We start from the raw sequence: 25,089 nt of genomic DNA on the forward strand, positions 1-25,089 counted from the left end.
CTTGCGCACTATATGTGCCTTCCGCGTTCAGAATGAAAGCCTCGATTCCCGCTAACAATCCCGCAAAATATCAATCCAATCGCAATCTTCGCGCAGTCCCGCAACAGGCACAAGCTTCACAAATCAAACGATGCAAACACCGGCGCATGATCGCTTGGCTTTTCCCAGCCCCGTGCTGCACGCAAAACACGGCTCGAATGACCGGCATTCGAGATATCCGGCGTCGCCCAGACGTGATCCAACCGCCGCCCCTTGTCAGCCGCGTCCCAATCCCGCGCACGATAACTCCACCAACTATAAAGCTGCCCTTCGGGGATATCCTGCCGCGTAATGTCGATCCACCCCCCGGCCTCTTGCGTCTCTGCCAGATGCTGCACTTCGATAGGCGTATGGCTCACCACCTTCAATAGCTGCTTGTGGTTCCAAACGTCATCTTCGCGCGGCGCAATATTAAGATCACCCACCAGAATAGACTTTTCCGGGCGCTCGGCGCTGAACCAATCGCGCATCTCAGTCAGATAATCGAGCTTTTGGCCAAACTTCTCATTCACCTCGCGATCCGGTTTGTCACCGCCCGCGGGCACATAGAAATTATGTACCGTCACACCATTCTCCAGCCTTCCAGCCACGTGACGTGCATGGCCCAACCCTGCAAAATCCTTATCACCAACATCTTCAATTGGCATCTTTGAGAAGATCGCAACACCATTATAACCCTTCTGCCCGCGCGCAATCACATGGGTATAGCCAAGTGCGGCGAAGCCTTCGGTTGGAATCTTTTCCACCGGACTCTTGCACTCCTGTAGGCACAGCACATCCGGAGCTTCTTCTTCCAGCAATTTCAAAACGATAGGCTCGCGAAGTCGCACCGAGTTGATGTTCCATGTGGCCAGCGTAAACGACATCTGCGCGTCCCCTCAAATCCCAAATTTGCTGCACCCTAACCCGCTCTAGGGGAACTTGCCATCCATTAAGGCACCAAGAATTGCCTCGCCACTGCACCAATTTGACTCGCGACACGGGTACAAAACTCTGCCTGCTGCAAAGGGCCAGAACCCATCACGCCTTTACCCTGCATAACTAGAGCCCACCACTTCCCTTCGCCCAAATTACTCTGGGGTGAATGTCCGATTTTCAACAGAGCGACAATGCGCCTACCTCCCGCGACCACAAAAAAAAACCGGGCACAAGGCCCGGGCAAGTCCAACAGGGAGGTACATGTCATTACCCGGACATGCACGGGATCCGTCTTTGAAGCATATAAGATGTCGCTCATATGCTTCTTTGACTCATATCAAAAAACTGCCTTTCGCGCCAGTCAACCAGTCACCGCAGGGTTGCAACTGCGACTTTCCAGTCACGCGACGAGCCGATAGCCACCGCTTTCCGTAATGAGCAAACGCGCATTTGACGGGTCGGGTTCGATCTTCTGGCGCAGGCGATAGATATGCGTTTCCAGCGTGTGTGTCGTCACTCCTGCATTGTATCCCCAGACTTCATGCAACAACACATCGCGCGCCACTACACCATCTGTCGAACGGTACAAGAATTTGAGAATATTGGTTTCTTTCTCGGTTAGTCGGATCTTGCGCTCTTCTTCAGTGATCAACATTTTCATGCTCGGCTTGAACGTATATGGGCCGAGCTGGAAAACCGCATCCTCGCTCTGCTCGTGTTGGCGCAGCTGCGCCCGAATACGCGCCAGTAGAACCGGAAACTTAAACGGCTTCGTCACATAGTCGTTCGCACCCGAGTCCAGGCCGAGAATGGTGTCAGCGTCGCTGTCATGTCCGGTCAGCATCAGGATCGGGCTCTTTACCCCCTGTTTGCGCATCAAACGGCACAGCTCTCGCCCATCCGTGTCCGGCAAACCCACGTCGAGTATCACCATATCGTAAAGGCTCTCCTTGGCCTTCACCATCGCCTCCGAGCCGTTGCCAGCTTCAAAGACATCAAAATCTTCGGTCATGATCAGCTGTTCAGACAGAGCCTCGCGCAGATCCTCATCGTCATCTACCAGCAGAATTTTCTTAAGCTGTGCCATCTGGCCTCCTCGCTTTTCGCCGTCACGTGTTGTTCTGTTCAACATCTGGAGCGTAAACGCCGATCCGACAAGATTTGCTGCAATCTGCTCACGCCCTCGTGTCCCCGGACTGGTATTTGTTTCACATTGCTGCCAATAAACCTACATCTGACACGCCCCACTGAAACATAGGACCACCGCATCTACATGAGTTTTTCGCCAGACATCGTCGAACGTCTTGCCCGCGCACGTGCCGATTTACGCATGGGTGTACCCATTGTCATGACCGGCGACGGCACTGCTTTGCTTGTCCTTGCGGTCGAAACCCTCACACCGGCACGTTTGGCCGACACGCGTGAGCTCGGCGGAACACCTGCGCTGGTCATCACGTCACGTCGCGCCGAAACACTCAAGGCACGTGCCTATGACGGCGACATCGCTCGCATCCATTTGCCACATGATGCAGACATTCATTGGCTCAATAGCGTCGCTAACCCAGATGACGATATGCGTGCACCGATGAAGGGCCCTCTGGCAAGCCAGCGCGACGGACGGGCTGATCTCCATCGCACCGCCGTGCGCCTTGTGAAATCCGCCCGCATCCTGCCTTCGGCCCTGACACTGCCACTGGAAAACGCCGCCAGCTTTGCGCTTGAACACGGCCTGACCGTCCTTCCGGCGGATCTCGCAGAACCGCATTTGTCATCGACCAGCCCCCTTCACCCAGTCGTGCACGCCCGCTTGCCAATGTCACTGGCCGAGGCCGGTCGCCTGCATATCCTTCGCCCCGAAGATGGCGCCGAGGAACACTATGCGATCGAGGTTGGCCGCCCCGCACGGGACAAACCCGTGCTCACACGTCTGCACTCTGCCTGTTTCACCGGTGATGTGCTGGGAAGCCTGAAATGCGATTGCGGCCCCCAGCTTCACGCCGCTCTTGCCCAAATGGGCACCGAAGGTCACGGCATCCTGCTCTACCTCAACCAAGAGGGGCGCGGCATTGGGCTGGCCAATAAGATGCGTGCTTACTCGCTTCAGGATCAGGGCTTTGACACGGTCGAGGCTAACCACCGCCTCGGCTTTGAGGATGATGAGCGTGACTTTCGCATTGGCGCTAACATACTGAAGGAAATGGGCTTTTCTCAAGTGCGCCTGATGACAAACAACCCTCGCAAAATCTCGATGATGGAAAGCACCGGCCTCACCGTTACAGAGCGTGTCCCGCTCAGGGTTGGCGAATCCGCACACAATCGCGCTTATCTCGCGACCAAGGCGGCCAAATCCGGACACCTTCTTTGAGTCCGCACAACCTCATCCTATCCCCGCGCGGTGTCCGATTTATGGGGCGTATGTTCCCGTGCTCCATAGGTCGCGGCGGTCTGCGGTCCGACAAGCGCGAAGGCGACAGTGCAACCCCACTGGGTCACCATAAAATCACCGGCCTGCTCTATCGCGCCGACCGGCTCTCAGCACCCGCACCATGGGCCATGGCGGTTGGCAAAGACGACCTCTGGAGCGATGCTCCCAATACACCTGACTACAACCACCTCGTCCGCGCACCCTACACCGCCAGCCACGAGTCTCTGCGCCGCTCTGACCCACTCTATGACGTGATACTCCTAACCAACTGGAACTGGCCAGACGCCAAACCTCATGCTGGCTCCGCCATTTTCCTGCATCAATGGCGTCGTCCAGGTTATCCAACAGAAGGCTGCATCGCCTTTGCACGCAACCACCTCCATTGGATCGCCGCTCACGCCCCACCCGGCACGCGACTGATTGTCAAATAATCGCGCTAAAATGCGCCCGCACTTCGGTACCTTCTTCGCCCACTCGCCAGAACAGCGCCCAGTGCGTCAGTAATCACGCGCTCCGAATATGGCCGAACCGACCCGCACATGCGTCGCACCCAACGCTACCGCGCGTTCAAAATCGCCACTCATTCCCATACTCAGCCCGTCCAGCCCATTGCGCTCAGCAATCTTGGCCAATAACGCAAAATGCAAGGACGGTTCTTCTTCCACCGGCGGCAAACACATTAACCCGACAACTGGCAGGTCCAGCGCCCGGCACTCGGCAACAAAATCATCCGCATCGCCCGGCAGAACACCGGCCTTTTGCTCTTCTTCACCGGTATTCACCTGAACGAAAAGCTTGGGACACTGTCCCAGCTCTTGCGCCAACCGCGCCAGTGTTTTTGCCAGCTTGGGCCGATCAAGCGAATGAATAACCTCGAACAGCTCCATTGCCTGACGTGCTTTGTTGGTTTGAAGTGGCCCTAACAGATGCACCTCGGCACCGTTATATTTTTCTCGAAAATCCGGCCATTTGCCAGCGGCCTCCTGCACCTGATTTTCGCCAAACACCCGGTGCCCCTGCGCCAGAACCGCCTCGACCACCTCGTCGGGCTGCCGTTTGCTTACAGCGATCAACTCCGTCGCGCCCAGCGCACGGCCAGCCTCAGCTTCTGCTTTACGAATACGGGCAGTGATTTCTTCAAGTGACATACGGCCAACCTCTGATGAACTTGCCCGCAAAAAACACAAAAACTAAGCAAAAGAAAAGGGCGAACTCCGAAGAGTCCGCCCCGAAACTTAGATGTTTCCAGTCAACTTAGAAGTTGAACTGAACACCTGCGTCAGCAACGGTGTCGCCGTCGGATGCGGAACCGATACCGGCACCCAGAGTTACACCACCGCCCAGCGAGTGGCGAACGCCAAGCCCGTAGGAAGTGTCATTGCCTGCAGCACCACCGGAAGAGAAGTTGGCGTTGATCGAAGTCGCTGCGGAGATCGCATAGGAACCCGATGCACCGAACATTGTGTCAGCTGCGGTGTCGTTGTCACCAACCAGAACTGCGTAGGAGAAGTCGCCGAACGAGCCGTCAACACCCAGTGCCCACTGGCTACCTGCGATGTCGCTGTCGCCATAAGCGGCACCAACGCGGTGATCACCGAAGCTGTAGCCAGCACCGATCTGCCAGTACTCATCAGTTGTCGACGCAGTGTCGTTCAGAGTGTACGAGATCGACCCTGTGAAGCCAGAAACAGTGTAGCGACCTTTGATGGTCTGAGCTGCTGCTGCGCCTGCGCCGAAGCCAGTTTTGCGGAAACCGTTGAAGTTCGAAGACTGCTCCTGGAAGTATGTGTAACCAGCGCCGTGGCCACCCCAGTTCAGAACGTCACCCGAGTCGAACACGTCGGAAACGTGACCTACGTCCAAGCGGAAGCCGCCTGTCGTAACTGCGAAACCAGCACCACCAACAGACGCGGCGTTAGCTGCATTGCTGCTGAAGCCACCGTCGTTGGCTTCCCACCGGATACGACCTTCGAACTTCAGGCCATTGTCGGTTTCAGAAATGCCGGTCACGGTCAGACGGAAGCGGTGATCCAGAGCCGACTCGTGAGTGTTGCTGTTGGCGCCATCGGCGTCATAAACCAGACCGAAGCGGCCGTAGCCACCCCAAGTGATTTCTGCTGCGGCCATGCCAGCGGTGGCGATCAGGGCCGTCGAAGCGAAGAGAATTTTTTTCATGAGTTTTCCCTCGGATTTCCATTCATGCGCCCAGCTCGGAGAATCCCAACTGGGTATGCCGTAGTCTGTCGCTCTTTTGGGGGGTCATTTGCAAGCTTGGCAAAACCGCAGACGTCAAAGTCACGGCAAATGGTGCAGACTTGCCACAGTCATCTGAGCGCTAGCGGCAATCGAACCGGATTTGGCGCCAAAATGGGTCATTTACCGCCGACTCACCATTCCAAGAGTCTCAACAGACCGACACACTCCAGCAAGAGCCTTGCTCAACAGGGCTTGCTTGGCTAGGAGAGAACAAACGTTGACTTGAGGCAAAACCATGAATTCAGTTCGCCGTCCCGTTATATGTATGATGCTCATCGCATTCGCCGCACTAAGCGCGTGCGGCAGCAGTAGCACGTCACCGTCTGGCCTTGCCGTAGATGGACGCAATACAGAAATCTCGCAGGAACGCGAAACGATATGGGACGCATTTGGCCCCGACAACTCCGATGTAGAGGTCAGGGTAAACAAATATCTTTGGGCCGCCTCTTTGGAAGTATTGGACTTTCTCCCGGTTCAAAGCGTCGATCCCTTTTCCGGCGTAATCGTGACTGGCTATGGTACACCACCGGGCAGCGGCCGTTCTTATCGCGCCGCCGTTTACATCCGTGACCCCGCACTGGATGCACGGTCTTTGAACGTTGCAATGCAAACACGCGGCGGCGGTGCCGTGTCAGAGGGCACGATTCGCGCCGTTGAAGACGCGATACTGACCCGCGCACGCCAGCTGCGTATCGCTGACGGCAAACTCTGACCTGTAACATTGCAACAGGCTTAAATCGCCAATTAGGCCACCTCTGGATATCAGCGGTGGCTTTTTCTTTGCCCTCGACAATGGTCAGGTACGCACTTTTTTGGGTGGCATTTTATTTAGCCGGTCAATCCAATCCAGCTGACGTGGCAGACAAACCGACTGCAAATCATACGTCTCTACCGCCAATTTCCGTGCCGCAGCACCCATTTGCGCCCGCATGTCTGCACTGTCCAAAACCGTACAAATCTCATCAACCATGCGATTCCCATCGAAAAACGGGAATAGCCGCCCGGTCTCACCATGCCGGATCACTTCCCTTAACGGGGCTGTGTCGCTGGCCACAATCGACGCACCCGCAGCCATCGCTTCGATCAATGACCAACTGAGCACGAACGGATATGTCAGATACACGTGTGCCTTGCTGATCTGTAGCAGTCTGAGAAACTGATCATAGGGAATTTTGTTCAGGAAATGCACCCGGTTCCAGTTCGGCGTCGAAATCTGACCGCGCACTTCGTCAATGAAAATCTGCTTCCAACTACGCCCCTCAGGCGGCCTAGAGCCATAGCTCACCCCATCACCGCCCACGATCAGCACTTGCGCATTTGGGCGCGCCTTCAACAGCTCAGGCAACGCTCGCATAAACACATGGTAGCCGCGATAAGGTTCCAGATTGCGATTCACAAAGGTGATCACCTCATCGTCTCGCGTCAGCACCCGCCCGTCCCCCAACCGGTACGTCACCTCTGCGTTCGGCTTCACCACCGTCGTGTCGATCCCATCATGGATCACATCAATGATTTGCCTGTATTCCTCAGGAAAGCTGTCCGCCTGAAACTGTGTCGGACTGATCCCCATGTCGGCAATCTGCGAATGCATCATGTTGTTAAGGTTCTTCAACCTCAGCCGGATCGCGTCAGTTTGTTCATCTGCTTTAGAAAACTCCGGGTCAAACCCGACATCATTATCCTCGCTTGAATAATAGAGCTCATAATACAGTCCGATCCGCGCACTCGGCCACAAATCACGCAGAAACATCGACTCGCCCCACCCCGGATGCGCCACGATCACATCCGGTATATATCCCTGATCCCGCAACTTTCGCGCCGCAATGTAACAGGATTCGGCGCGCAACAGCTTGGTTTCAAAGTCCACCAGCCACGGATGCACACCCTGCCCCGGTTTGCGCTTAATCTCATATGGCAGCAACTTCACGCCTTGCCACCTCGTTGGTTCTTTCACGCGCAATGTCAACGCCACTGCTTCGTGTCCCTTGGCAACCAACGCGGGCGCCAGGTGCTTGAACTGACCGGGGAAATTCTGATGGATAAAAAGAACTTTCATAAAATCTCTGCCCGACAAATTATTAGTTTTGACCTGTATACCCCAGAAATTACTGCCGCCAAGCCCGGTGAATTATCAAAATAAACGCCATGCACACTGGACCGCGCGCGACTTGACGCATATCACCTCTCGCGAACTGCGCCGCAGAACTGCGGCATGCCATGACCAATTGAGAGAGACTGTCCATGTCGCGCTACACGGCCGCCGAGATCGAACATAAATGGCAACAGGCTTGGGCCAAGGCTGACACCTTCAAGGCTGTCCGCGATCCGTCCAAGCCAAAATACTACGTGCTGGAAATGTTCCCGTATCCCTCGGGCAAGCTGCATATGGGCCACGTGCGCAATTACACGATGGGCGACGTCATCGCGCGGCATAAAATCTCGACCGGCCACAACGTGCTGCACCCCATGGGCTTTGACGCCTTTGGCATGCCTGCCGAAAACGCGGCAATGGCAATTGGGGGCCACCCTAAAGAATGGACCTATTCCAACATCGACACCATGGTTGACCAGATGAAGCCGTTGGGCCTTTCACTTGACTGGTCACGCATGTTCGCAACCTGTGATCCGGAGTATTACGGCCAGCAACAGGCGCTGTTCCTCGATTTCCTCGAAAACGATCTGGTTTATCGCAAAAACGCAATCGTGAATTGGGATCCGGTCGACATGACCGTTCTCGCCAATGAACAAGTGGAAGGCGGGCGCGGCTGGCGCTCGGGCGCACTTGTCGAACGGCGCGAACTGACTCAATGGTTTTTCAAAATCTCCGATCACTCCGAAGAATTGCTCGACGCGCTGGATACGCTTGAAAACTGGCCAGCTAAGGTCCGTCTGATGCAGGAGAACTGGATCGGCAGGTCGCGAGGCCTGCAATTCTCATTTGAACGCACAGACGCGGGCGAACCGATCACTGTCTACACCACACGTCCTGACACGCTCATGGGCGCGTCTTTTGTTGGCATTTCGCCCGATCACCCGATTTCCAAAGAGATGGAAGCGGACAATCCTGAGCTGGCCACCTTCCTCGCTGAATGCCGCAAGGGTGGCACCACCGAAGAGGCCATCGAAACCGCTGAAAAGCTCGGCTATGACACCGGCATTCGCGTCAAACACCCGCTCAACCCCGATTGGGAACTCCCGGTCTGGATCGCCAACTTTATCCTGATGGATTACGGCACCGGCGCGATTTTCGCCTGCCCAGCACATGACCAGCGCGACCTCGATTTCTGCCGCAAGTACGACCTGCCGGTGATCGACACCTTCTTTGCGCTCGATGACGCCAAGCCGGTCGAAAACACCGCCTTTGTGCCTCTCAAATCCGAAAAAGTGAAATGGGTCAACCACTTCGCTGGCTTGGAAGAAGCCACAGGCGAAGAGGCGATCAACGCCACCATCGACCTCGCTGAATCTCAGGGCTGGGGCGAAGGTGTGACCAAATTCCGGCTGCGCGACTGGGGCCTGTCCCGCCAGCGCTATTGGGGTTGTCCGATCCCGGTTGTGCATTGTGACGCCTGCGGCGTGGTGCCTGAAAAGAAAGAAAACCTGCCGATCGAACTGCCCGACGACGTCACCTTTGACAAACCCGGCAACCCGCTTGATCGCCACCCCACATGGCGCGACTGCGCCTGCCCATCCTGCGGCGCGCCAGCCAAACGCGAGACCGACACGATGGACACTTTCGTGGACAGCTCGTGGTATTTCGCCCGCTTCACCGCCCCGCGCGCCACCACCCCCACGGTTGCCGAGGACGCCGCCTATTGGATGAATGTCGACCAGTATATCGGCGGCATCGAACACGCGATCCTGCACCTGCTCTATTCGCGCTTCTTCGCCCGCGCGATGCATATCTGCGGCCACCTGCCCGAATCGGCCAAGGAACCCTTTGATGCGCTCTTCACGCAGGGCATGGTGACCCATGCGATCTTCAAAAACGCCGAGCGTACGGATGAGAATGGTCGCGCCATCTATCACTACCCGGCCGAGATTGAAGACCGCGACGGTGGCACGTTCGTCAAGGAAACAGGTGAAAAAGTCACCGTGATACCCTCGGCCAAAATGTCGAAGTCCAAAAACAACGTGGTGGATCCCGTCGACATCATAACCTCCTACGGTGCCGACACGGCGCGCTGGTTTGTGCTGTCCGACTCTCCCCCCGAACGCGACGTGGAATGGACAGCGTCAGGCGCAGAAGCTGCATTCAAACACCTCTCCCGCGTGCACCGCATCGCATCGGATGTAGCCACCGCCGAAGACGGCCCGCATGGGTCGGATGAGGCGCTCTTGCGTGAAATGCACAAAGCCATCCGCGACGTGACGCTCGGTGTAGAAAGTTTCGGCTTTAACGCCTCCATCGCCAAGCTCTACGGTTTCACAAACACTCTCGCCAAATCCAAGGCGGGATCGGCAGCCAAGCGCGAGGCCACCAAGACGCTGGCACAGCTCATGGCCCCCATGACCCCACATCTCTCCGAAGAAATCTGGCAACTGCTTGATGGTGACGGCCTGATAATCAACGCGGTTTGGCCCGCCGCGGACGAGGCGATGCTGGTCGAAGCCAACGTCACCCTGCCAATCCAGATCAACGGCAAACGGCGCGCGGAAATCAGCGTACCGGCAGACTTGGCCAACGAAGAGATTGAAAAACTGGTTCTCGCCCACGAAACTGTCACCAGCCGGTTGGAAGGGGCCCAGCCCAAGAAACTCATCGTCGTCCCCGGTCGGATTGTAAATGTCGTCATTTAACCGTCGTTCACTATTGCTTCTCACCGCAGCATCCGGGCTCACGCTCTCGGGCTGCGGCTTTGAACCGGTCTATGGTACCGACGGCGCGGCCACCGCACTTCAGGACAATGTCGCAATCGACGAACCCAACGACAACGCCACCTACCTCTTGGTGCGCGAGTTAGAGGATCGTTTGGGTCGCGGGCGCGGAGGCGAGGATTTTGGACTATCCCTCAAGATCATAACCGATCAGAAATCCGTCGGCCGGACCGTGGCACAGGTCACGACCCGCTTTGATATCACGGGCGAGGCAACCTATTCGCTGCGCAATCTCGACTCCAAAGAGGTCGTTACCACCGGCAAGGTCAATAGCTTCACCAGCTACTCCACCACCGGTTCCACAGTGGCCGAACTTGCCGCCGAAACGGATGCATTTGAACGGCTGATGGTGATTCTCGCTGACCTCATCGTCGCTGACCTTCAGGCCTATTCCACCACCAACCCGCTATGAAGCTCAACGCCCGCGACAGTTCCCGTTATTTCGACAATCCGGACCCGGACAAAACCGGCCTACTGATCTTCGGGCCTGACGCGATGCGCGTGGCCATCAAACGCCAAGAGGTGATCGCCGCACTGATCGGCCCCCAAGGCGAAGAGGAAATGCGCCTCTCCCGCATTCCCGGTAGCGAGCTGCGCAAGGATCCCGCGCGCCTGAATGATACCATCAAGGAAGTCAGCTTTTTCCCCGGCCCCCGCGTCGCTTTTGTCGAAGATGCCACCGACGCCGCCGCGCCCGCCATTCTGACCGCGTTAGAAGACTGGCAACCGGGTGACGCACAAATTATTGTCACCGCCGGTCAGCTCAAAGCGTCATCCAAAATTCGAAAAGCGTTTGAAGGCCATCGCAATGCCTACTCTGTCGGCATCTACAATGATCCCCCGACCCGCGAAGAGATTGAGGCCGAGCTCACCCGCTCCGGCCTCACCAATCCCGACCGCGAGGCAATGACCGACCTCACCAACCTGTCGCGCGAACTCGACCCCGGTGATTTCCGCCAGACCTTGGAAAAACTCGCGCTTTACAAACTAAAGGACGACACCCCCGTCACATCAGATGATATCCTTGCTTGCGCGCCCCTTTCGACCGAGGCCGTTCTGGACGACATCCTCAATATCGTGGCCGAAGCCCGTCCCCAGGAAATCGGCCCTGTATTGCGCAAACTTCAAGCGCAAGGCGTGAACCCTGTTACTCTGCTGATCTCAGCAACCCGCCACTTTCGCGCGCTCTACACTGCTGCTTCCGACCCCGGAGGCGCTTCGGCGGGTATCGCCCGCATGCGTCCGCCCATCTTTGGCCCGCGCCGCGACCGTATGCTGCGTCAGGCACAGGGCTGGGGCGCGCCAAAACTAGAGCAGGCCCTCACCGGCCTTACTGACACCGACCTGCAATTACGCTCTGCCGGTCAACGCGCACCAGACATGGCGCTCGTCGAACGCCTGTTTCTGCGCCTCGCAATGCTCGGACGCCGCTGACGTGAGGTGGCCTACAAGGGCCAAGGAGCATGCCAACACATCACCCACCAATTCTGCGCCCTTGCCAGATCCGGTTCTCCCTGCCACCCTTCGATAAAACTTGAAGGAGCACCTCATGTATGACGTCATCGGTATTCCCGTCACTCGCACCTTCCGCGTACTGTGGATGCTCGAAGAATTGGGCCAACCCTATAACCACACGGCCGTCCCCCCACATGATTCCAAGGTCACTGAGCTGAACGCAACTGGCAAGGTTCCCGTCCTGCTTGACGACGGCGCCGCAATCATCGATTCCACCGCCATCATGACCTATCTCGCCGACAAACACGGTGCCCTGACCTATCCCCCCGGCACCATCGAACGCGCTCATCAGGACAGCATCACCCATCTCGTGCTGGATGAAATCGATGCCGTCCTCTGGACGGCATCGCGCCACAGCTTCATCCTCCCCAAAGAAAAACGCGTCGGCGAGATCAAACCTTCACTGATGTGGGAGTATTCGCGCAATATCAATAATGTGATGCAGCGCATGAAGGGCCCTTACCTAATGGGTGATATGATGACGATCCCCGACATCATCCTGGCTCATTGCGGCGGTTGGGCGCGCGCAGCCAAATTTCCTTTGGATAACGAGAACTTTAAAACCTATCTCCAACACGTCCGCGCCCGACCAGCGTTTCAGAAATTGGCCGATGGGCTAAAGTAGGGGGCACTGCCCCCATCGCCACAAATGGCGAATCCCCCGAAGTGTTTTTGGCAAGATGAAAGTCAGGACACCTGTGACCAGCGCAGTGCGTGATTTGCAGCCCAACGCCCAGTGGCAAGACAGGCTGTTAGCAGGTAGCCGCCAGTTGGCGCTTCCCAGTCTAGCATTTCCCCGGCGGCGAATACTCCTGGATGATCTTTGAGCATCAATCCCGCATTCATCGCATCAAGCCGCACCCCCCCTGCTGTTGATATCGCCTCGTCCATTGGGCGGGGTGGCCCCAATCTCATAGGCAGCGCTTTGATCAATGGCGCGAGATCATCCGGCAGTGGCCGCGCGAACTCCATCAGCAACGCCTGTTTCACTGGTTCCAACCGCAGTGTTTTGCGCAGATGGTTCGAAAGGCTTGCCTTGCCCCTTGCGCGGCTCAACCGTTTGCTTATTTCTGCTTCGCTCAGGTCAGGCAACAGGTCCAGCACCAGCGGCACGCCGTCTCGCAAAGCGCGGGAAACTGCATAAATGCCACCGCCTTCAACGCCTCGCCGGGACACAACGAACTCGGCGCGCACCGGCTGATCTCCGCATGTCAAAGTCACATTTTTGACTGGCGCCCCAAAGTGGCGCGTCATATGCGCCGACCAATCCACTTCGAACCCCATATTCGCCGGTTGAAAAGGCGCCAGCGGCACATTAATCCAATCAGCCCATGCACTATCCGACCCAAGTCGCGCCCAGCTTGCCCCACCACAGGCCAGCACAGTCACTTCCGGGCAAATCTCTTGCCGCCCTAAAGGTGTCTCAAACGCAAACGCACCGCCAACCCAACGCCAGCGCGTACGAATTTCAACGCCTTGTGCTTCAAGACGCCGCAACCATGCACGCAACAAAGGTGAAGCCTTCATCGCGCGCGGAAATACGCGCCCGGATGATCCAGTAAACATTTCCTGTCCCAAACCTTCTGCCCAGGCACGCGCGTCGTTCGGTCCAAATTCTTCTAAAATCGGACGCAAGTTTGGCGCTGCCTCTGCGTAAGCAGATAGGAATTTGGCAAATGCCTCATCTTTGGTCAGGTTCAAGCCAGACTTTCCCGCCATTAGGAATTTTCGTGCTACCGTAGGTTTGGCCTCTACGACAATCACGCGTGCGCCAGCCGCAGACATTACGTCCGCTGCCATCAAACCAGCGGGGCCGCCGCCTATGACCAAAGCTTGCGTCATCTCATTCTTTGATTGCCATCAGTTTCCGCACTTGTCTTGCCTGCAAGCCTATCCGAACACAATGGATAACCAATATGTCCGTTCCTGTATGCTTAAAGTACGGTCGTCTATTCCCGGCAAACCCAGTTCAAAGCCTGCACCGCTCCATTTCTTGCCTAAAAGTGAAAAGGGAAGTCCACCTTTTGTTTGACGATTTTTAATCAGCCCCGACGAATTCGACGTCCAGATTTCATTCTAAGATCCAAGATCCGTACCGCCAATTTCGGATCACATCACACCTGAAACTTCTCAATGTTTCAAAATACCCATAGCACTATGCTCGTCGCATTCATCCAGGTGGAGGATGATCTTGACACCGACGCAATGCAGACATTTTACCGACGTAATCCCGACGTGCGGACTTGTTCGTTTCGGTCCCATTCAACTAGCGACAGAGAGTCTTGATTCCGAATGCGATCTCTGATCGCGCGGCTAGCGTACTTGCCGCCAGATCACGAGCACAATCCAGCAACGCATCACTACCTACGATCCGCTCCACTAAACCATAGCTAAGCGCCTCTTCGCAGGTCAGTTTTTGCCCGCCCATCAGGATCAGCTTGGTACGCGCAGGGCCGATTAGTGCCGCCATACGAACCGGGTCTGATGGTTGCGGTAAGAACCCAAGCTTCATAACAGGATAAAAGAACTTCGCCCCATCAACCGCCAACCGCACGTCACAGGCCAAAGCCATGCCCATCGCTCCTCCGGCAATGGTGCCATTAAGCGCGGCAATGCTTAGCCCGGGTAGCGCCGCAATGGCGCCGGACAAGCGCTCCCAGACATCGCTTGTCGCCAGCCCACCATGGGCCTCATCCAGGTCTGCTCCTGCAGAAAACACCTTACCTTTGCCCGTCAGGATCAAAGCCTGCGCTTCTTGTGCGTCCTCGGCAATGTTGGCCAGCTCAGTCAGCATCGCGTGGGTCAGAGAATTTGCCTTGTCGGGGCGATTGATCGTCACAATCCACAGCCCTGACGCCTCACGTGCCAGCTCAATCATACCAGGCCGACCTGCTTCCTAACACCTTCATCCCTAAGAGATATTTCGTCACCCAGCCACGTATCGGCGTCCGAACCACACATCCACAACAAGCATTTTGCAGGCCACTCTGGTGGAATGTGATCTGACCAATCCAGCTTACTCACAGGATTGATTCCACTGGCTTTGATCTCCCTTTGCATCTGTGTTGCCACTGTACCGGGCGACAGGCCAATGGCGCGGATACCCTTGTCGCGCGCTTCCTTATCAATACATCGAGTCAACATATTTACGGCAGCTTTAGAGGCGCAATAATGGCTCCAGGCTTCGACGGGGCCATGCGCCGCGCCAGAACTGATCGTCAGGATGGAGCCCCCGCCCGTCGCCTCCATCACCGGCATGACCGCACGCATGCCGTGGTAGACCCCTTTCAGATTGATATCGATCACCTGTCCCCAATCCGCTGGAACGGATTGATCCAAATGAGAAATTGGTTCCACCACGCCAGCGTTGTTGATCAAAATGTCGACGCCGCCAAACCGTTCAACGGTCGCTGCAACCACCGCTGTAACCGCGTCATAGTCGGCTACATCACAGGCCATCGCCATCGCGCTGCCACCAATTTCGGTCGCAATCGCATCGATTGCGTTTGAACTGCGCGCTGTCAGCACAACATTGGCCCCAGCTTCTGCAAAAACCCGCGCGGCACTCTCTCCGATCCCACGACTCGCGCCTGTGATAATCACCGTTTTTCCAGCAACTTGCGACATGTCATCCTCCTAAGAAATGCTTCCTCAAAGACCTAGTGCCCATTTTCATTTCGGTCCACCCCGACTTTGTGACTTGTCACCATACGCTTCCTACTTGACCCTACCGCGCACTCGCACGAAGCTGGTGCAGACTATTTTGAAAGGGATATCCCATGAATTTTGCAAAGAGAATTGCCGCGCCCAGCCTGCTGGCGTCTGTATTGCTGTCGTCGACTGCCCTTGCCGATATCGGTGCCCGTGATGTCTGGGAAAGCTGGCGCAGCTATCTAGGTGGTTTCGGATACGACATATCCGCTAGCGAGAACACCGACGGCAACACGTTGAATATCAAAGATTTCACCCTCGGTATGAAAATACCTGAGGATGACGGCACCGTCACTGTTGAAATGGGTGGCTTGCAATTTGTCGAAAATGGCGACGGTACGGTCGAGGTAGTCATCCCCGCCGAAATGCCGATCCACTTTTTGGTGAAAGCCGATGGCGAAAACGTCGACGGGACTATAACCGTGTCCAGCAAGGGGTATTCAACCATCGTGTCGGGTACACCAGAAGAGATGGTTTACACGTACAATGCCTCTGAAATTGGCGTCGCACTCACCGACTTGACCGTCGACGGAGAGGTAATTCCGGGTATCGTCGCCAATGCGATCATGGGTGGCGTGCTTGGCCGCTCGTCGATGGCAGTTGGCGAAACCGTGGCCACTCAACAAAAGATGAGCATCGAAACCCTGAACTACACTATTCAGGGCACCGATCCTGACGGTGGAGGGTCGCTTGACGTTAAGGGCGGCATAACTGGGATCGACATGGATTTCGACGGAGTGGTGCCACTGGGCGACTATACCGAAGACCCTCAGGCCTTCTTTGAGGCCGGGTTCGACATCGCTGGTGGATACACCCTCGAAGGCTCCGAGATGACGATGCAATTCATCGAAGACGGGGCAGCAGGTAATATGTCCTTTAATACTGGCGCCGGTGAAATGGGGATGGAGATGAACAACTCCATCATGGCCTATAGCGGCATCGTTCAGGACGTCGCGCTCAACATGCTCGTGCCTGATGTTCCACTGCCAATTGACGTCAGCTTTGGCGAGTTTGGTTATGGCTTTGAAATGCCGCTGCAAGCTGGCGACGAACCACAAGATTTCGGTTTTGGCCTTGTTCTTGGCGACTTGTCAGTTTCTGAAATGCTGTGGAGCATGGTCGATCCCGGACAGGTACTGCCGCACGATCCAGCCACGCTGGTGCTAGATTTGTCTGGCAAGGCAACTTTGTTTGCCGATTTGATGACGCTGGACGAAGACGCGTCTGAAGTACCCGGAGAGCTGAATTCTCTGACCTTGAACGAGTTATTGCTCAACATCGCGGGAGCAAGCGTAACGGGCACGGGTGACTTCGTCTTTGACAATACCGACATGCAATCATTCGACGGTTTCCCCCGTCCCGAGGGCGCACTGGATCTCAATATCACCGGTGTGAATGCGCTGATGGACAAGCTGGTTGAAATGGGTCTCCTCCCAGAAGAACAAGCCATGGGCGCGCGCATGATGATGTCGATGTTCTCCGTTCCCGGCGAAGGTGAGGATACACTGACCTCGACCATAGAGGTCAACGAACAGGGTCACGTGTTGGCTAATGGTCAGCGACTCAAGTGACGCAAACGGCTTTATGATCCATGGGGCCGCTTCCGGGCGGCCCTTTTTTGTGCCGGACCTTGCGCAATCGCCGCCTGCGGTCTACCTGATGCTAAACAACATTGCAGGGGCACGATGAGCCAAACTCTGGAAAACCACGCACAATCCCTTCTGGAGGCAGCTACGCACGCCGGGGCCGATGGGGCAGATGCATTTGTGGTGCATGGCACCTCGCTCTCTATTGATGTGCGCGAAGGCCATCTTGAACAGGCTGAGCGCTCCGAAGGGCTTGATCTGGGACTGCGGGTTTTTGTGGGCCAACGACAGGCAAATGTATCTGTCTCCGACGCCCGCCCCGAAACCATCGCCACTATGGCCGAACGCGCTGTTGCTATGGCGCGCGAAGCTCCCGAAGACGAATTCATCGGCCTCGCCGACGCCGCTCAGCTTGCAAATGGCTGGGACATTGCGGCACTCGAACTGATGGACCCGACTAAAGAGCCTAATCCCGCCGATCTGCAATCTGATGCGCAGGCGACTGAGGCCGCGGCAATGAACGTCGTGGGCGTGTCACAGGTGCAATCCGCCACTGCTGGGTACAGCCACACCAGCGTCCACTTGGCCGCTTCCAACGGGTTCTCAGGCGGGTATGAGCGTACCAGCCGAGGCACCTATTGCACGGCCATAGCAGGCACCGGTGACGCGATGGAACGTGACTATGACGGAGACGGGCGCATCTTTCAGTCCGATTTGCGCTCTCCCGAAGACATTGGCAAAACGGCCGGTCTGCGCGCCGTTGAACGGCTGGACGCGCGCAAACCACAAACCGGCACATACCCTGTGTTGTTTGACGAACGCATTTCTTCGTCGTTAATCGGCCACCTATTGGCAGCAGCTAACGGAGCCATGATTGCGCGCGGTTCGTCGTGGCTGCGCGATAAACTTGGGCAACAAGTCCTGCCCACTGCCTTGTCACTGATCGAAGATCCGCACCGCCCGCGCGTGTCAGGCTCTCGCCCGTTTGACGCTGAAGGTCTACCAACTCAGCATCGCGCCATCATCGACGACGGCGTGCTTACAGGATGGACGCTGGACCTTGGCAATGCTCGCAAACTGGGCATGGCTCCAACGGCAAATGCGGCACGCGGTGTCTCTTCCCCGCCATCACCGTCCACGTGGAACGTTGCCCTGACACAAGGAGCCCAAACGCCTGAGGAGATCATGCGCGATATGGGCACCGGCTTGATGGTCACGTCCCTGATCGGGTCCACCATCAACCCAAATACGGGCGACTATTCACGCGGAGCCTCCGGGTTCTGGATCGAAAACGGCGAAATCGCATATGCGGTGAACGAATGCACAATTGCGGGCAATCTGCATGACATGCTCCGCAATCTCGTCCCCGCCAACGATGCCCGTGCCCACTTGTCCCGCGTTGTTCCGTCTTTGCTTGTACCGGGGTTAACCCTTGCCGGAAACTGACCTCGACCTGCTGCTCTCGGCCGCGAAAGAGGCCGGGCGCATAGCCACCAGCTTCACAGGCCCGACGGCGCAAACATGGCACAAGCCGGAAAACGCAGGTCCTGTCACCGAAGCGGATCTGGCTGTAAATGAGATGCTCGAGCGCGAATTGCGCGCGGCGCGCCCGGATTACGGCTGGCTGAGCGAAGAGTCTCTGGACAACGGTGATCGGCTATCAGCCAAGAGCGTCTTTATCATCGACCCGATTGACGGCACTCGCAGTTTTATCGACGGATCAGACACTTGGGCTCATTCATTGGCCATCGCGGTGAACGGTGTCGTGACCGCAGCGGTGATTTATCTGCCCTTGCGCGACAAACTCTACAGCGCCACCAGCGGCAGCGGCGCCTATCTCAATGGCGCCCCGATCCGATGCGCAACGCGTGCCTCGCTCGACGGCGCAAACCTCCTCGTGACGCGCCCGGTCATGGAGCCAAAACATTGGAAATCTCTCCCCCCAGACATCAAACGCAGCTACCGCCCCTCGCTAGCTTACCGCCTCGCGCTAGTGGCCGAAGGACGCTATGACGGGATGCTGACCTTGCGCCCAACTTGGGAATGGGATATTGCCGCCGGCGATTTGATCCTGCGAGAGGCTGGTGCTACGACCTCAAACCGAAGCGACGGTCCGCTGTTGTTCAACAATGCAGACCCACGTTTGAAGGGTATGGTTACGGCCAATGCAGACCTGCATCGCAATATCTGTTCTGCGCTTGCGTAGTCAGCCCCGATAGCGCTCCACGAAATTCTTCAGAATCTTTTCGGGTGCATGCACATCTGCCGCCCGACACATGTCGATCAATTTCTGCGCATCTTCTGGCGGGAAATAGCCTTTGTGCTTGTAAATATTGATCCGCACCTCAAACCCATCACTATCTGCCTCTGGGTGAAACTGCGTGGCATAGACGTTTTCGCCAAAACGGATCATTTGATATGGACATGTTGGCGCGCTGATCAGGTGCACGCACCCTTCGGGTAGGCGCTGAATTGCCTCCTTGTGGCCAACAAAAGCCTCGAACTGCTCTGGCAAACCCACCAAAACCGGATCACTTTGACCTGCTTTCGTCAGAGAACAATCCGATGTGCCCACCTCTTCCGAGTACCTCTCCTTGGAAACGACCTTACCAAGATGATGACCCAAAATGCCAATTCCGTAGCAACAGCCCAGAAATGGGAAATCACGCGCTGTGATTTCCGGCATTAGTGATAATACCGCGTCTTCAATCCGCGCTTCGACCGGGGTTTTCTGCTCAGGTGTATCACTCACACAGCCCGGCCCGCCACCAACAATCACGCCTGCGTAATTCTCCAACCGCAGATCAGCAGGCAGCGGGTCCTGATCTAATCGGACACGACGCACTTCTTTCGCCGACAGCCCGCTTTTGGTTAGAATGGCGGTAAACTCGTCATCCGACGCTTCGGTTTCAGGGCGCAATTGCAAGATTAGAAATGGTTTCATGGGCTATTCCCGTCAAACAACGTTGCAAATGGGTGCCCGATTGCGCCCTTCTCGTCAACCGATCAGGTCACACACGTCTTCACCTCTTGAGGCCGCCCCTCATCGCGCCTAGTTTGCAGTCACACCCAAGTCCGGAGTCGCCCAATGGCACGCTCGCTCAGCCTTGCGGCCTACATGGCCTTTGCACGCCGTCAACCGACCAGCCTGCCTAAAATCACCATGCCGCGTGCGGATGGCGAATTGATCTGGATACATTGCGCCGATCCTGATCGCTCCCGTACGCTGGCACAGCTTGGTCTTCGCCTCGCCGCACAACGTTTGAATGCGACGGTTCTGTTGACGACATCACCCGGCCAACGTCCTAAACAAGAGTTGCCAGAAGGTGTGGTGTGGCAGGAATGCCCTTCAGAAAACCCCAGCGACGTACGCGTGTTTCTCAATCATTGGCGGCCTGATCTGATGGTCTGGCTTGGCCCGTGGCTGCGCCCTGTTTTGATCGACGATGCCAAACGCCGCGGCGTTGCGTCAATTCTGGTAGAGGCCGATACACTCGGACTCGCCAATCGTCGCTGGCGCTGGTTGCCGGAGCCGACACAGGCAACTCTGCGCCTATTCAGCTCCGTTTTTGCGATGCATAGGATGGCGGCTGATAGATTTCAAAAACCACTTAAGGACACGCCGACAATCGTACATAATAGCGGCCCATTGTCCGAGGAAAGCCAACCTCTGCCCTACAATGAAACCGACCTGAATGAGCTACGCACAGCCTGTGCTGGGCGTCCGGTCTGGCTCGCGGCGCGAATGCAACTTCAGGAACTGCCTCTGGTGCTGAACGCGTATCGCAAAGTTCTGCGCCTGTCGCACCGGATGTTGCTAATCGTTGTCCCCGATACTCCTGAATGCGCACCAACCATGCGACAGGCGCTTATTGATGCGGGCTTGCGCTTCTGCGAATGGGAAGATGGCGCTTTTCCCAATGACAACACCCATGTTCTTTTAGCCGAAACGACTGATGAACTGGGCCTCTGGTTTCGCGCAGCTCCAGTCACTCTGATGGGGTCATCCCTCGCATCTGGATTTGGTGGCCGTGACCCACTTGAACCCGCAGCGCTTGGTTCAGCTATCCTCCATGGGCCAAGCGTACGCAGACACCTTGACGCCTATAACCGCCTGTCCAAGGCAGGCGGCGCACAGCTTGTTAAAGACGCCAATGGGCTTGCCGAACATTTGACCCGCCTGACCGCACCAGACAAAGCTGCGGCTATGGCCCATGCAGGTTGGCAGGTTGTGTCTGCAGGGGCAGAAGTGTCGGACCAGATTGTTGCCGAAGCCCAGCGCCTGCTGGACGAAAAAGAGGTCTACGCATGAGACCCCCATCGTTCTGGCAAAACCCACCAGAGCGCCCCGGCTGGCAAGCGCGTCTTTTGTCCCCTTTGGGGCATCTCTATGGGCGCACCACCAGAAATAGGAATGCCGGACTGGTCAACGCCCTTCGCGCCGACATTCCTGTGATTTGCATTGGCAACCTGAACGCTGGCGGCACCGGCAAAACCCCCACTGCAATCGCGCTTGCCCAGCATCTTCAATCTCAAGGCTTAGAACCACATGTCGTCTCGCGTGGCTATGGCGGGTCGCTTCACGGTCCGGTCCAGGTGTCGGAACGTACACATACCGCGGACCAAACAGGTGACGAACCACTGCTACTTGCGGCATTTGCCCCTACCTGGGTCGCCAAGGATCGCGCGCTTGGCGTGACTGCGGCACAAAAGGCCGGGGCCGATCTGATCCTGCTTGATGACGGGTTCCAGAACCCAACAGTGCACAAAGATGTCTCGATCATCGTGGTCGATGCTGCACGTGGATTTGGCAATGGCCGCTGTATCCCCGCAGGCCCACTGCGCGAACCGGTCCAGCAGGGATTAGCCCGTGCTGATCTTGCCCTATCGATCGGCGACGCCTCAGCTCAGAGGCAGTTTCAAAGCCAATGGGGTGCGCAAATCACATTGCCCCACCTCACCGGGGCCTTGACCCCGTTGCAAACCGGCATGGACTGGGCCGGCACCCGGTTTTTGGCTTTTGCTGGCATCGGCCATCCGGCCAAGTTTTTTGAAACACTGCGCAACCTCGGAGCCAATGTTATTCGCGAACAACCGCTGGACGATCACCAAAAGCTCTCCACCACGCTGTTGACCCGCCTCGAAACCGAGGCCCGCAACCTTGGTGCACAACTTGTCACCACTGAAAAAGATGCTGTGCGCCTGCCCCAAGAGATGCGCCCGCGAGTTTTGACATTGCCCGTGCGGCTTGCCGTCGATTGCTGGGCGCCTCTCGACAGCTTAACTCAAGCACGGCTCAACCATCTCAAAAAATAAGGCCGCCTCGAATGGGCGACCTTTGGCGTTCTTCAGCGTGGATTGCATTAGCCTTCCAGCTTTTCGTCCAACAGCTTGCTCAATTCGCGATAGCTCATGTTCGAATGCTTATCGCCATTGATGATCAACGTCGGCGTCCCCGAGATGTCATCTGCACTCGCGTTTTCCTGATACCACGCAATCAAAGCCTTGGCCTTATCTTCGTTCTGCAAACAGGCCTGCAATTGATCGTCTTCCAGACCGGCAAGACGCCCGGTCTTGCGCAACGCATCGGCAATCGCCACAGGATCACCCGCGCGCGACCATTCCGACTGCGACTCCATCAACAGATCGGTGATGCCAAAGAACCGCTCTTGTCCGCCACAACGCGCCACCATCGCCGCCCACAGGCCAAAGCGATCAAAATATACATCACGGAAAATGAACTTAACTTTGCCAGTGTCAATGTAGTTCGCCTTCAGGTCCTTAAAGACATTCTCATGAAAGCTCGCACAATGAGGGCAGGTGAATGAGGCATATTCAATCATCGTAATCGGCGCATCCTCAGCACCCATCACCATCTCGACAACCTCGTCAGAGTTTGCCGACGCTTCGTCCGAGGCCACCAACTGAACGTTTTCGATCGCGTCCAGCGTCAACGTGTTCTGGGCCAGTGCGCTCTGCGTCGGCTGGGCAAACCAATAGGCGCCGCCCGCCACAGCAGTCGCCGCCACCAATGCAATCGGAATGAGACGGTTCATCTAAAAACCTTTCTTTTCATTTTTGTGTTTCGTCATAACATTTCCTGCGAGCCGCTCTAACGCAGCGCGCAAATCTGGGTCGCCCACAGGTGCCGCCACTTTGGCGGCCTGCTCTTGAACCTCTGGATCGGGCCCCGATTTTTCCGCTTTGGGTTTTGGGGCAAAATTTGCCTGTCCTTCGGCAAACCCTGTCGGCGCGGTCTGGGTAAATCGCAAACGCGCAATCGCATTATAGCCATAGGCTGCATTGACCCGCGCCCGCAGCGTTTCTTTTTGCATCTCCAGCATTGGCGCCTGCGCACCTGTGGTCAGCACCGTCAAGGTCGCACCAAACCCTTGCCGTCCGTATTTCACATCAACCGGTTTACAGATCTTGGCGATATCCTCACCTACTATTTCGCCCCAATGGGTGATCACGCGCGACACCGCAAAACCACGGCTCTCGCCCGCCGACCGTATCCGGTCGCGCAACAGCGAGGACGTGCGTTTGAAACCTTTGGTCGTGGCGCGGCGCATGACGGTCTTGCATCCTTGTCTCAGGCATTATCTTAGTGTGCCAGCGGCGTCGCACCAGCGAAACCGTCTCAAAAAGGAGATAACAGTTGCGTGAAATGCCACAAGCCTCGGACTTGTTGGAATGGTATGACGCCCATGCGCGCAAAATGCCATGGCGGATTGCGCCTGCAGATCGGATGCGCGGCGTTTTGCCAGACCCATACCGCGTATGGCTTTCCGAGATCATGCTCCAACAAACCACTGTTGCCGCTGTCAAAGATTATTTCGAACGTTTCACCGCCCGCTGGCCGACCATTCAGGCCCTGGCCGACGCCGAAGACGGCGATGTCATGGGCGAATGGGCTGGGCTCGGTTACTACGCCCGCGCGCGCAATTTGTTGAAATGCGCCCGTGCAATTGCAACCGATCTCGACGGACAATTCCCCGACACAATGGAAGGGCTGCTGGCCCTGCCCGGCATTGGGCCTTACACAGCCGCCGCCATATCGTCGATCGCCTTTGATCAGCCCGCCACGGTTGTGGATGGCAATGTAGAACGCGTCATGGCGCGCCTGTTTAACGAACACACACCCTTACCCGAGGCCAAACCGATCCTAACCGATTTCGCCACTAACCTGACCCCGCAACAACGCCCCGGCGATTATGCACAGGCGGTAATGGACCTTGGAGCAACCATTTGCACGCCGCGCAATCCAGCATGCGGTATCTGCGTCTGGCGGTCGCCTTGCTTGGCGCGAGAACTGGGCACAGCCGCGGAACTTCCCCAAAAGACGCCGAAGAAACCCAAACCCATCCGCTATGGCACCGCCTATATCGCCAGCCGAGTAGACGGTGCGCTACTGCTCGAACGCCGCCCGGACAAGGGGCTGCTTGGTGGTATGCTGGGATGGCCCGGCTCGGACTGGACCGAGGGTGAAACACCGCCCCATGCCGCCCCCATCCGCGCGGAATGGAAAACACAAACCGCCGAAGCGCGCCACACCTTCACCCATTTCCACCTACGACTAACCGTCAAAACATCGCTCGTACCGATGGATCGCGAACCCAAGATTGGTGAATTTCTGGCATTGGAAGACTTTCGCCCATCCGACTTGCCCACTGTCATGCGCAAGGCGTTTGACCTTTATCGCAACGTAAACACCTAATCCAATTGCCGCGCGCGTTGCGGCACACCATACTGCACACGCGT

24 protein-coding genes are annotated in these 25,089 nt (G+C 56.7%); 13 read left to right on the forward strand and 11 right to left on the reverse strand.

Features of this window, described 5'->3' with window-relative positions:
• Nucleotides 1–116 precede the first annotated feature (116 nt).
• On the reverse strand, nt 117–905 hold the full coding sequence (locus CLV88_RS06130) for an exodeoxyribonuclease III (protein ID WP_106607489.1): 789 nt from the start codon (nt 903–905) through the stop codon (nt 117–119).
• A gap of 452 nt (nt 906–1,357) precedes the next feature.
• Nucleotides 1,358–2,044 (reverse strand): response regulator transcription factor, encoded by a 687-nt coding sequence (locus CLV88_RS06140; protein ID WP_106607491.1) that lies wholly within the window; start codon nt 2,042–2,044, stop codon nt 1,358–1,360.
• Nucleotides 2,045–2,230: 186 nt separating this feature from the next.
• On the opposite strand from CLV88_RS06140, the gene ribA reads away from it, so the two are divergent.
• Together ribA and CLV88_RS06150 are read left to right on the forward strand one after the other, a co-directional pair.
• On the forward strand, nt 2,231–3,322 hold the full coding sequence (gene ribA, locus CLV88_RS06145; RefSeq protein WP_106607492.1) for a GTP cyclohydrolase II: 1,092 nt from the start codon (nt 2,231–2,233) through the stop codon (nt 3,320–3,322).
• A complete protein-coding gene (locus tag CLV88_RS06150; protein ID WP_207797023.1) occupies nt 3,319–3,813 on the forward strand; it encodes a L,D-transpeptidase family protein in 495 nt (164 codons plus the stop codon). Before ribA ends, CLV88_RS06150 begins: the two co-directional genes overlap by 4 nt.
• A 66-nt stretch (nt 3,814–3,879) precedes the next feature.
• Here the strand turns inward: CLV88_RS06150 and CLV88_RS06155 are convergent, their stop codons facing one another.
• Entirely contained in the window at nt 3,880–4,530 is a 651-nt protein-coding gene (locus CLV88_RS06155; protein ID WP_106607494.1) for a YggS family pyridoxal phosphate-dependent enzyme, read from the reverse strand.
• Between the two features lie 106 nt (nt 4,531–4,636).
• Nucleotides 4,637–5,557: a porin gene (locus CLV88_RS06160; RefSeq protein WP_106607495.1), complete on the reverse strand. Its 921-nt coding sequence runs from the start codon at nt 5,555–5,557 to the stop codon at nt 4,637–4,639.
• Between the two features lie 316 nt (nt 5,558–5,873).
• Here CLV88_RS06160 and CLV88_RS06165 point away from each other — a divergent pair, with 316 nt between their 5' ends.
• Entirely contained in the window at nt 5,874–6,350 is a 477-nt protein-coding gene (locus CLV88_RS06165) for a DUF3576 domain-containing protein (protein WP_106607496.1), read from the forward strand.
• Between the two features lie 84 nt (nt 6,351–6,434).
• Here the strand turns inward: CLV88_RS06165 and CLV88_RS06170 are convergent, their stop codons facing one another.
• The gene (locus CLV88_RS06170; RefSeq protein WP_106607497.1) at nt 6,435–7,694 is read right to left on the reverse strand and encodes a glycosyltransferase family 4 protein; all 1,260 of its coding nucleotides are present in this window, start codon (nt 7,692–7,694) and stop codon (nt 6,435–6,437) included.
• 185 nt (nt 7,695–7,879) lie between these two features.
• Here CLV88_RS06170 and leuS point away from each other — a divergent pair, with 185 nt between their 5' ends.
• The 4 genes from leuS (at nt 7,880) to CLV88_RS06190 (ending at nt 12,656) form a co-directional block, all read left to right on the forward strand.
• Entirely contained in the window at nt 7,880–10,438 is a 2,559-nt protein-coding gene (leuS, locus tag CLV88_RS06175; protein ID WP_106607498.1) for a leucine--tRNA ligase, read from the forward strand.
• Nucleotides 10,425–10,928 (forward strand): LPS assembly lipoprotein LptE, encoded by a 504-nt coding sequence (lptE, locus tag CLV88_RS06180; protein WP_106607499.1) that lies wholly within the window; start codon nt 10,425–10,427, stop codon nt 10,926–10,928. The genes leuS and lptE overlap by 14 nt, the downstream gene beginning before the upstream one ends.
• Nucleotides 10,925–11,950 (forward strand): DNA polymerase III subunit delta, encoded by a 1,026-nt coding sequence (gene holA, locus CLV88_RS06185; RefSeq protein ID WP_106607500.1) that lies wholly within the window; start codon nt 10,925–10,927, stop codon nt 11,948–11,950. The genes lptE and holA overlap by 4 nt, the downstream gene beginning before the upstream one ends.
• A gap of 115 nt (nt 11,951–12,065) precedes the next feature.
• On the forward strand, nt 12,066–12,656 hold the full coding sequence (locus CLV88_RS06190; protein ID WP_106607501.1) for a glutathione S-transferase family protein: 591 nt from the start codon (nt 12,066–12,068) through the stop codon (nt 12,654–12,656).
• A gap of 62 nt (nt 12,657–12,718) precedes the next feature.
• On the opposite strand, the gene CLV88_RS06195 is transcribed toward CLV88_RS06190, so the two are convergent.
• The 3 genes from CLV88_RS06195 to CLV88_RS06205 form a co-directional block, all read right to left on the reverse strand.
• Nucleotides 12,719–13,873 carry a TIGR03862 family flavoprotein gene (locus CLV88_RS06195; protein WP_106607502.1) on the reverse strand — a complete coding sequence of 385 codons (1,155 nt, stop codon included), beginning with the start codon at nt 13,871–13,873 and terminating at the stop codon, nt 12,719–12,721.
• Between the two features lie 424 nt (nt 13,874–14,297).
• Entirely contained in the window at nt 14,298–14,909 is a 612-nt protein-coding gene (locus CLV88_RS06200) for an enoyl-CoA hydratase/isomerase family protein (protein ID WP_106607503.1), read from the reverse strand.
• Nucleotides 14,906–15,658 (reverse strand): SDR family oxidoreductase, encoded by a 753-nt coding sequence (locus CLV88_RS06205; RefSeq protein WP_106607504.1) that lies wholly within the window; start codon nt 15,656–15,658, stop codon nt 14,906–14,908. Before CLV88_RS06205 ends, CLV88_RS06200 begins: the two co-directional genes overlap by 4 nt.
• Nucleotides 15,659–15,810: 152 nt before the next feature.
• Here CLV88_RS06205 and CLV88_RS06210 point away from each other — a divergent pair, with 152 nt between their 5' ends.
• The 3 genes from CLV88_RS06210 (at nt 15,811) to CLV88_RS06220 (ending at nt 19,534) form a co-directional block, all read left to right on the forward strand.
• On the forward strand, nt 15,811–17,313 hold the full coding sequence (locus tag CLV88_RS06210; protein ID WP_106607505.1) for a DUF2125 domain-containing protein: 1,503 nt from the start codon (nt 15,811–15,813) through the stop codon (nt 17,311–17,313).
• A 114-nt stretch (nt 17,314–17,427) separates the two neighbouring features.
• Entirely contained in the window at nt 17,428–18,774 is a 1,347-nt protein-coding gene (locus CLV88_RS06215) for a TldD/PmbA family protein (RefSeq protein WP_106607506.1), read from the forward strand.
• Nucleotides 18,761–19,534: a 3'(2'),5'-bisphosphate nucleotidase CysQ gene (locus CLV88_RS06220; protein WP_106607507.1), complete on the forward strand. Its 774-nt coding sequence runs from the start codon at nt 18,761–18,763 to the stop codon at nt 19,532–19,534. The genes CLV88_RS06215 and CLV88_RS06220 overlap by 14 nt, the downstream gene beginning before the upstream one ends.
• Here CLV88_RS06220 and CLV88_RS06225 read toward each other — a convergent pair whose 3' ends face one another.
• Nucleotides 19,535–20,272, reverse strand: a complete 738-nt coding sequence (locus tag CLV88_RS06225) for a glutamine amidotransferase (RefSeq protein WP_106607508.1) — start codon at nt 20,270–20,272, stop codon at nt 19,535–19,537.
• 144 nt (nt 20,273–20,416) lie between these two features.
• Here CLV88_RS06225 and CLV88_RS06230 point away from each other — a divergent pair, with 144 nt between their 5' ends.
• Both CLV88_RS06230 and lpxK read left to right on the forward strand, forming a co-directional pair.
• Complete coding sequence (locus CLV88_RS06230) at nt 20,417–21,640, forward strand: 3-deoxy-D-manno-octulosonic acid transferase (RefSeq protein WP_106607509.1); 1,224 nt, start codon at nt 20,417–20,419, stop codon at nt 21,638–21,640.
• Nucleotides 21,637–22,644: a tetraacyldisaccharide 4'-kinase gene (lpxK, locus tag CLV88_RS06235; RefSeq protein WP_106607510.1), complete on the forward strand. Its 1,008-nt coding sequence runs from the start codon at nt 21,637–21,639 to the stop codon at nt 22,642–22,644. The genes CLV88_RS06230 and lpxK overlap by 4 nt, the downstream gene beginning before the upstream one ends.
• A 47-nt stretch (nt 22,645–22,691) precedes the next feature.
• Here the strand turns inward: lpxK and CLV88_RS06240 are convergent, their stop codons facing one another.
• Nucleotides 22,692–23,384: a DsbA family protein gene (locus CLV88_RS06240; RefSeq protein ID WP_106607511.1), complete on the reverse strand. Its 693-nt coding sequence runs from the start codon at nt 23,382–23,384 to the stop codon at nt 22,692–22,694.
• A complete protein-coding gene (locus CLV88_RS06245; RefSeq protein WP_106607512.1) occupies nt 23,385–23,900 on the reverse strand; it encodes a DUF721 domain-containing protein in 516 nt (171 codons plus the stop codon).
• An 86-nt stretch (nt 23,901–23,986) separates the two neighbouring features.
• Here CLV88_RS06245 and mutY point away from each other — a divergent pair, with 86 nt between their 5' ends.
• A complete protein-coding gene (gene mutY / locus CLV88_RS06250; RefSeq protein WP_207797024.1) occupies nt 23,987–25,045 on the forward strand; it encodes an A/G-specific adenine glycosylase in 1,059 nt (352 codons plus the stop codon).
• The last annotated feature ends 44 nt before the right edge of the window (nt 25,046–25,089 follow it).

It is taken from the genome of Shimia abyssi, assembly GCF_003014475.1.
GTDB classification, from domain to species: domain Bacteria; phylum Pseudomonadota; class Alphaproteobacteria; order Rhodobacterales; family Rhodobacteraceae; genus Shimia; species Shimia abyssi.

What these genes read in the sequence shown, in the direction of transcription:
- lptE (WP_106607499.1), top strand. Translation starts at nt 10,425, where the DNA reads ATGTCGTCATTTAACCGTCGTTCACTATTGCTTCTCACCGCAGCATCC.
- CLV88_RS06215 (WP_106607506.1), top strand. Translation starts at nt 17,428, where the DNA reads ATGAGCCAAACTCTGGAAAACCACGCACAATCCCTTCTGGAGGCAGCT.
- CLV88_RS06240 (WP_106607511.1), bottom strand. Translation starts at nt 23,384, where the DNA reads ATGAACCGTCTCATTCCGATTGCATTGGTGGCGGCGACTGCTGTGGCG.
- leuS (WP_106607498.1), top strand. Translation starts at nt 7,880, where the DNA reads ATGTCGCGCTACACGGCCGCCGAGATCGAACATAAATGGCAACAGGCT.
- CLV88_RS06245 (WP_106607512.1), bottom strand. Translation starts at nt 23,900, where the DNA reads ATGCGCCGCGCCACGACCAAAGGTTTCAAACGCACGTCCTCGCTGTTG.
- CLV88_RS06140 (WP_106607491.1), bottom strand. Translation starts at nt 2,044, where the DNA reads ATGGCACAGCTTAAGAAAATTCTGCTGGTAGATGACGATGAGGATCTG.
- lpxK (WP_106607510.1), top strand. Translation starts at nt 21,637, where the DNA reads ATGAGACCCCCATCGTTCTGGCAAAACCCACCAGAGCGCCCCGGCTGG.
- CLV88_RS06155 (WP_106607494.1), bottom strand. Translation starts at nt 4,530, where the DNA reads ATGTCACTTGAAGAAATCACTGCCCGTATTCGTAAAGCAGAAGCTGAG.
- CLV88_RS06130 (WP_106607489.1), bottom strand. Translation starts at nt 905, where the DNA reads ATGTCGTTTACGCTGGCCACATGGAACATCAACTCGGTGCGACTTCGC.
- CLV88_RS06225 (WP_106607508.1), bottom strand. Translation starts at nt 20,272, where the DNA reads ATGAAACCATTTCTAATCTTGCAATTGCGCCCTGAAACCGAAGCGTCG.
- CLV88_RS06210 (WP_106607505.1), top strand. Translation starts at nt 15,811, where the DNA reads ATGAATTTTGCAAAGAGAATTGCCGCGCCCAGCCTGCTGGCGTCTGTA.
- CLV88_RS06165 (WP_106607496.1), top strand. Translation starts at nt 5,874, where the DNA reads ATGAATTCAGTTCGCCGTCCCGTTATATGTATGATGCTCATCGCATTC.
- CLV88_RS06170 (WP_106607497.1), bottom strand. Translation starts at nt 7,694, where the DNA reads ATGAAAGTTCTTTTTATCCATCAGAATTTCCCCGGTCAGTTCAAGCAC.
- CLV88_RS06205 (WP_106607504.1), bottom strand. Translation starts at nt 15,658, where the DNA reads ATGTCGCAAGTTGCTGGAAAAACGGTGATTATCACAGGCGCGAGTCGT.
- CLV88_RS06230 (WP_106607509.1), top strand. Translation starts at nt 20,417, where the DNA reads ATGGCACGCTCGCTCAGCCTTGCGGCCTACATGGCCTTTGCACGCCGT.
- CLV88_RS06160 (WP_106607495.1), bottom strand. Translation starts at nt 5,557, where the DNA reads ATGAAAAAAATTCTCTTCGCTTCGACGGCCCTGATCGCCACCGCTGGC.
- CLV88_RS06200 (WP_106607503.1), bottom strand. Translation starts at nt 14,909, where the DNA reads ATGATTGAGCTGGCACGTGAGGCGTCAGGGCTGTGGATTGTGACGATC.
- holA (WP_106607500.1), top strand. Translation starts at nt 10,925, where the DNA reads ATGAAGCTCAACGCCCGCGACAGTTCCCGTTATTTCGACAATCCGGAC.
- CLV88_RS06190 (WP_106607501.1), top strand. Translation starts at nt 12,066, where the DNA reads ATGTATGACGTCATCGGTATTCCCGTCACTCGCACCTTCCGCGTACTG.
- ribA (WP_106607492.1), top strand. Translation starts at nt 2,231, where the DNA reads ATGAGTTTTTCGCCAGACATCGTCGAACGTCTTGCCCGCGCACGTGCC.
- CLV88_RS06195 (WP_106607502.1), bottom strand. Translation starts at nt 13,873, where the DNA reads ATGACGCAAGCTTTGGTCATAGGCGGCGGCCCCGCTGGTTTGATGGCA.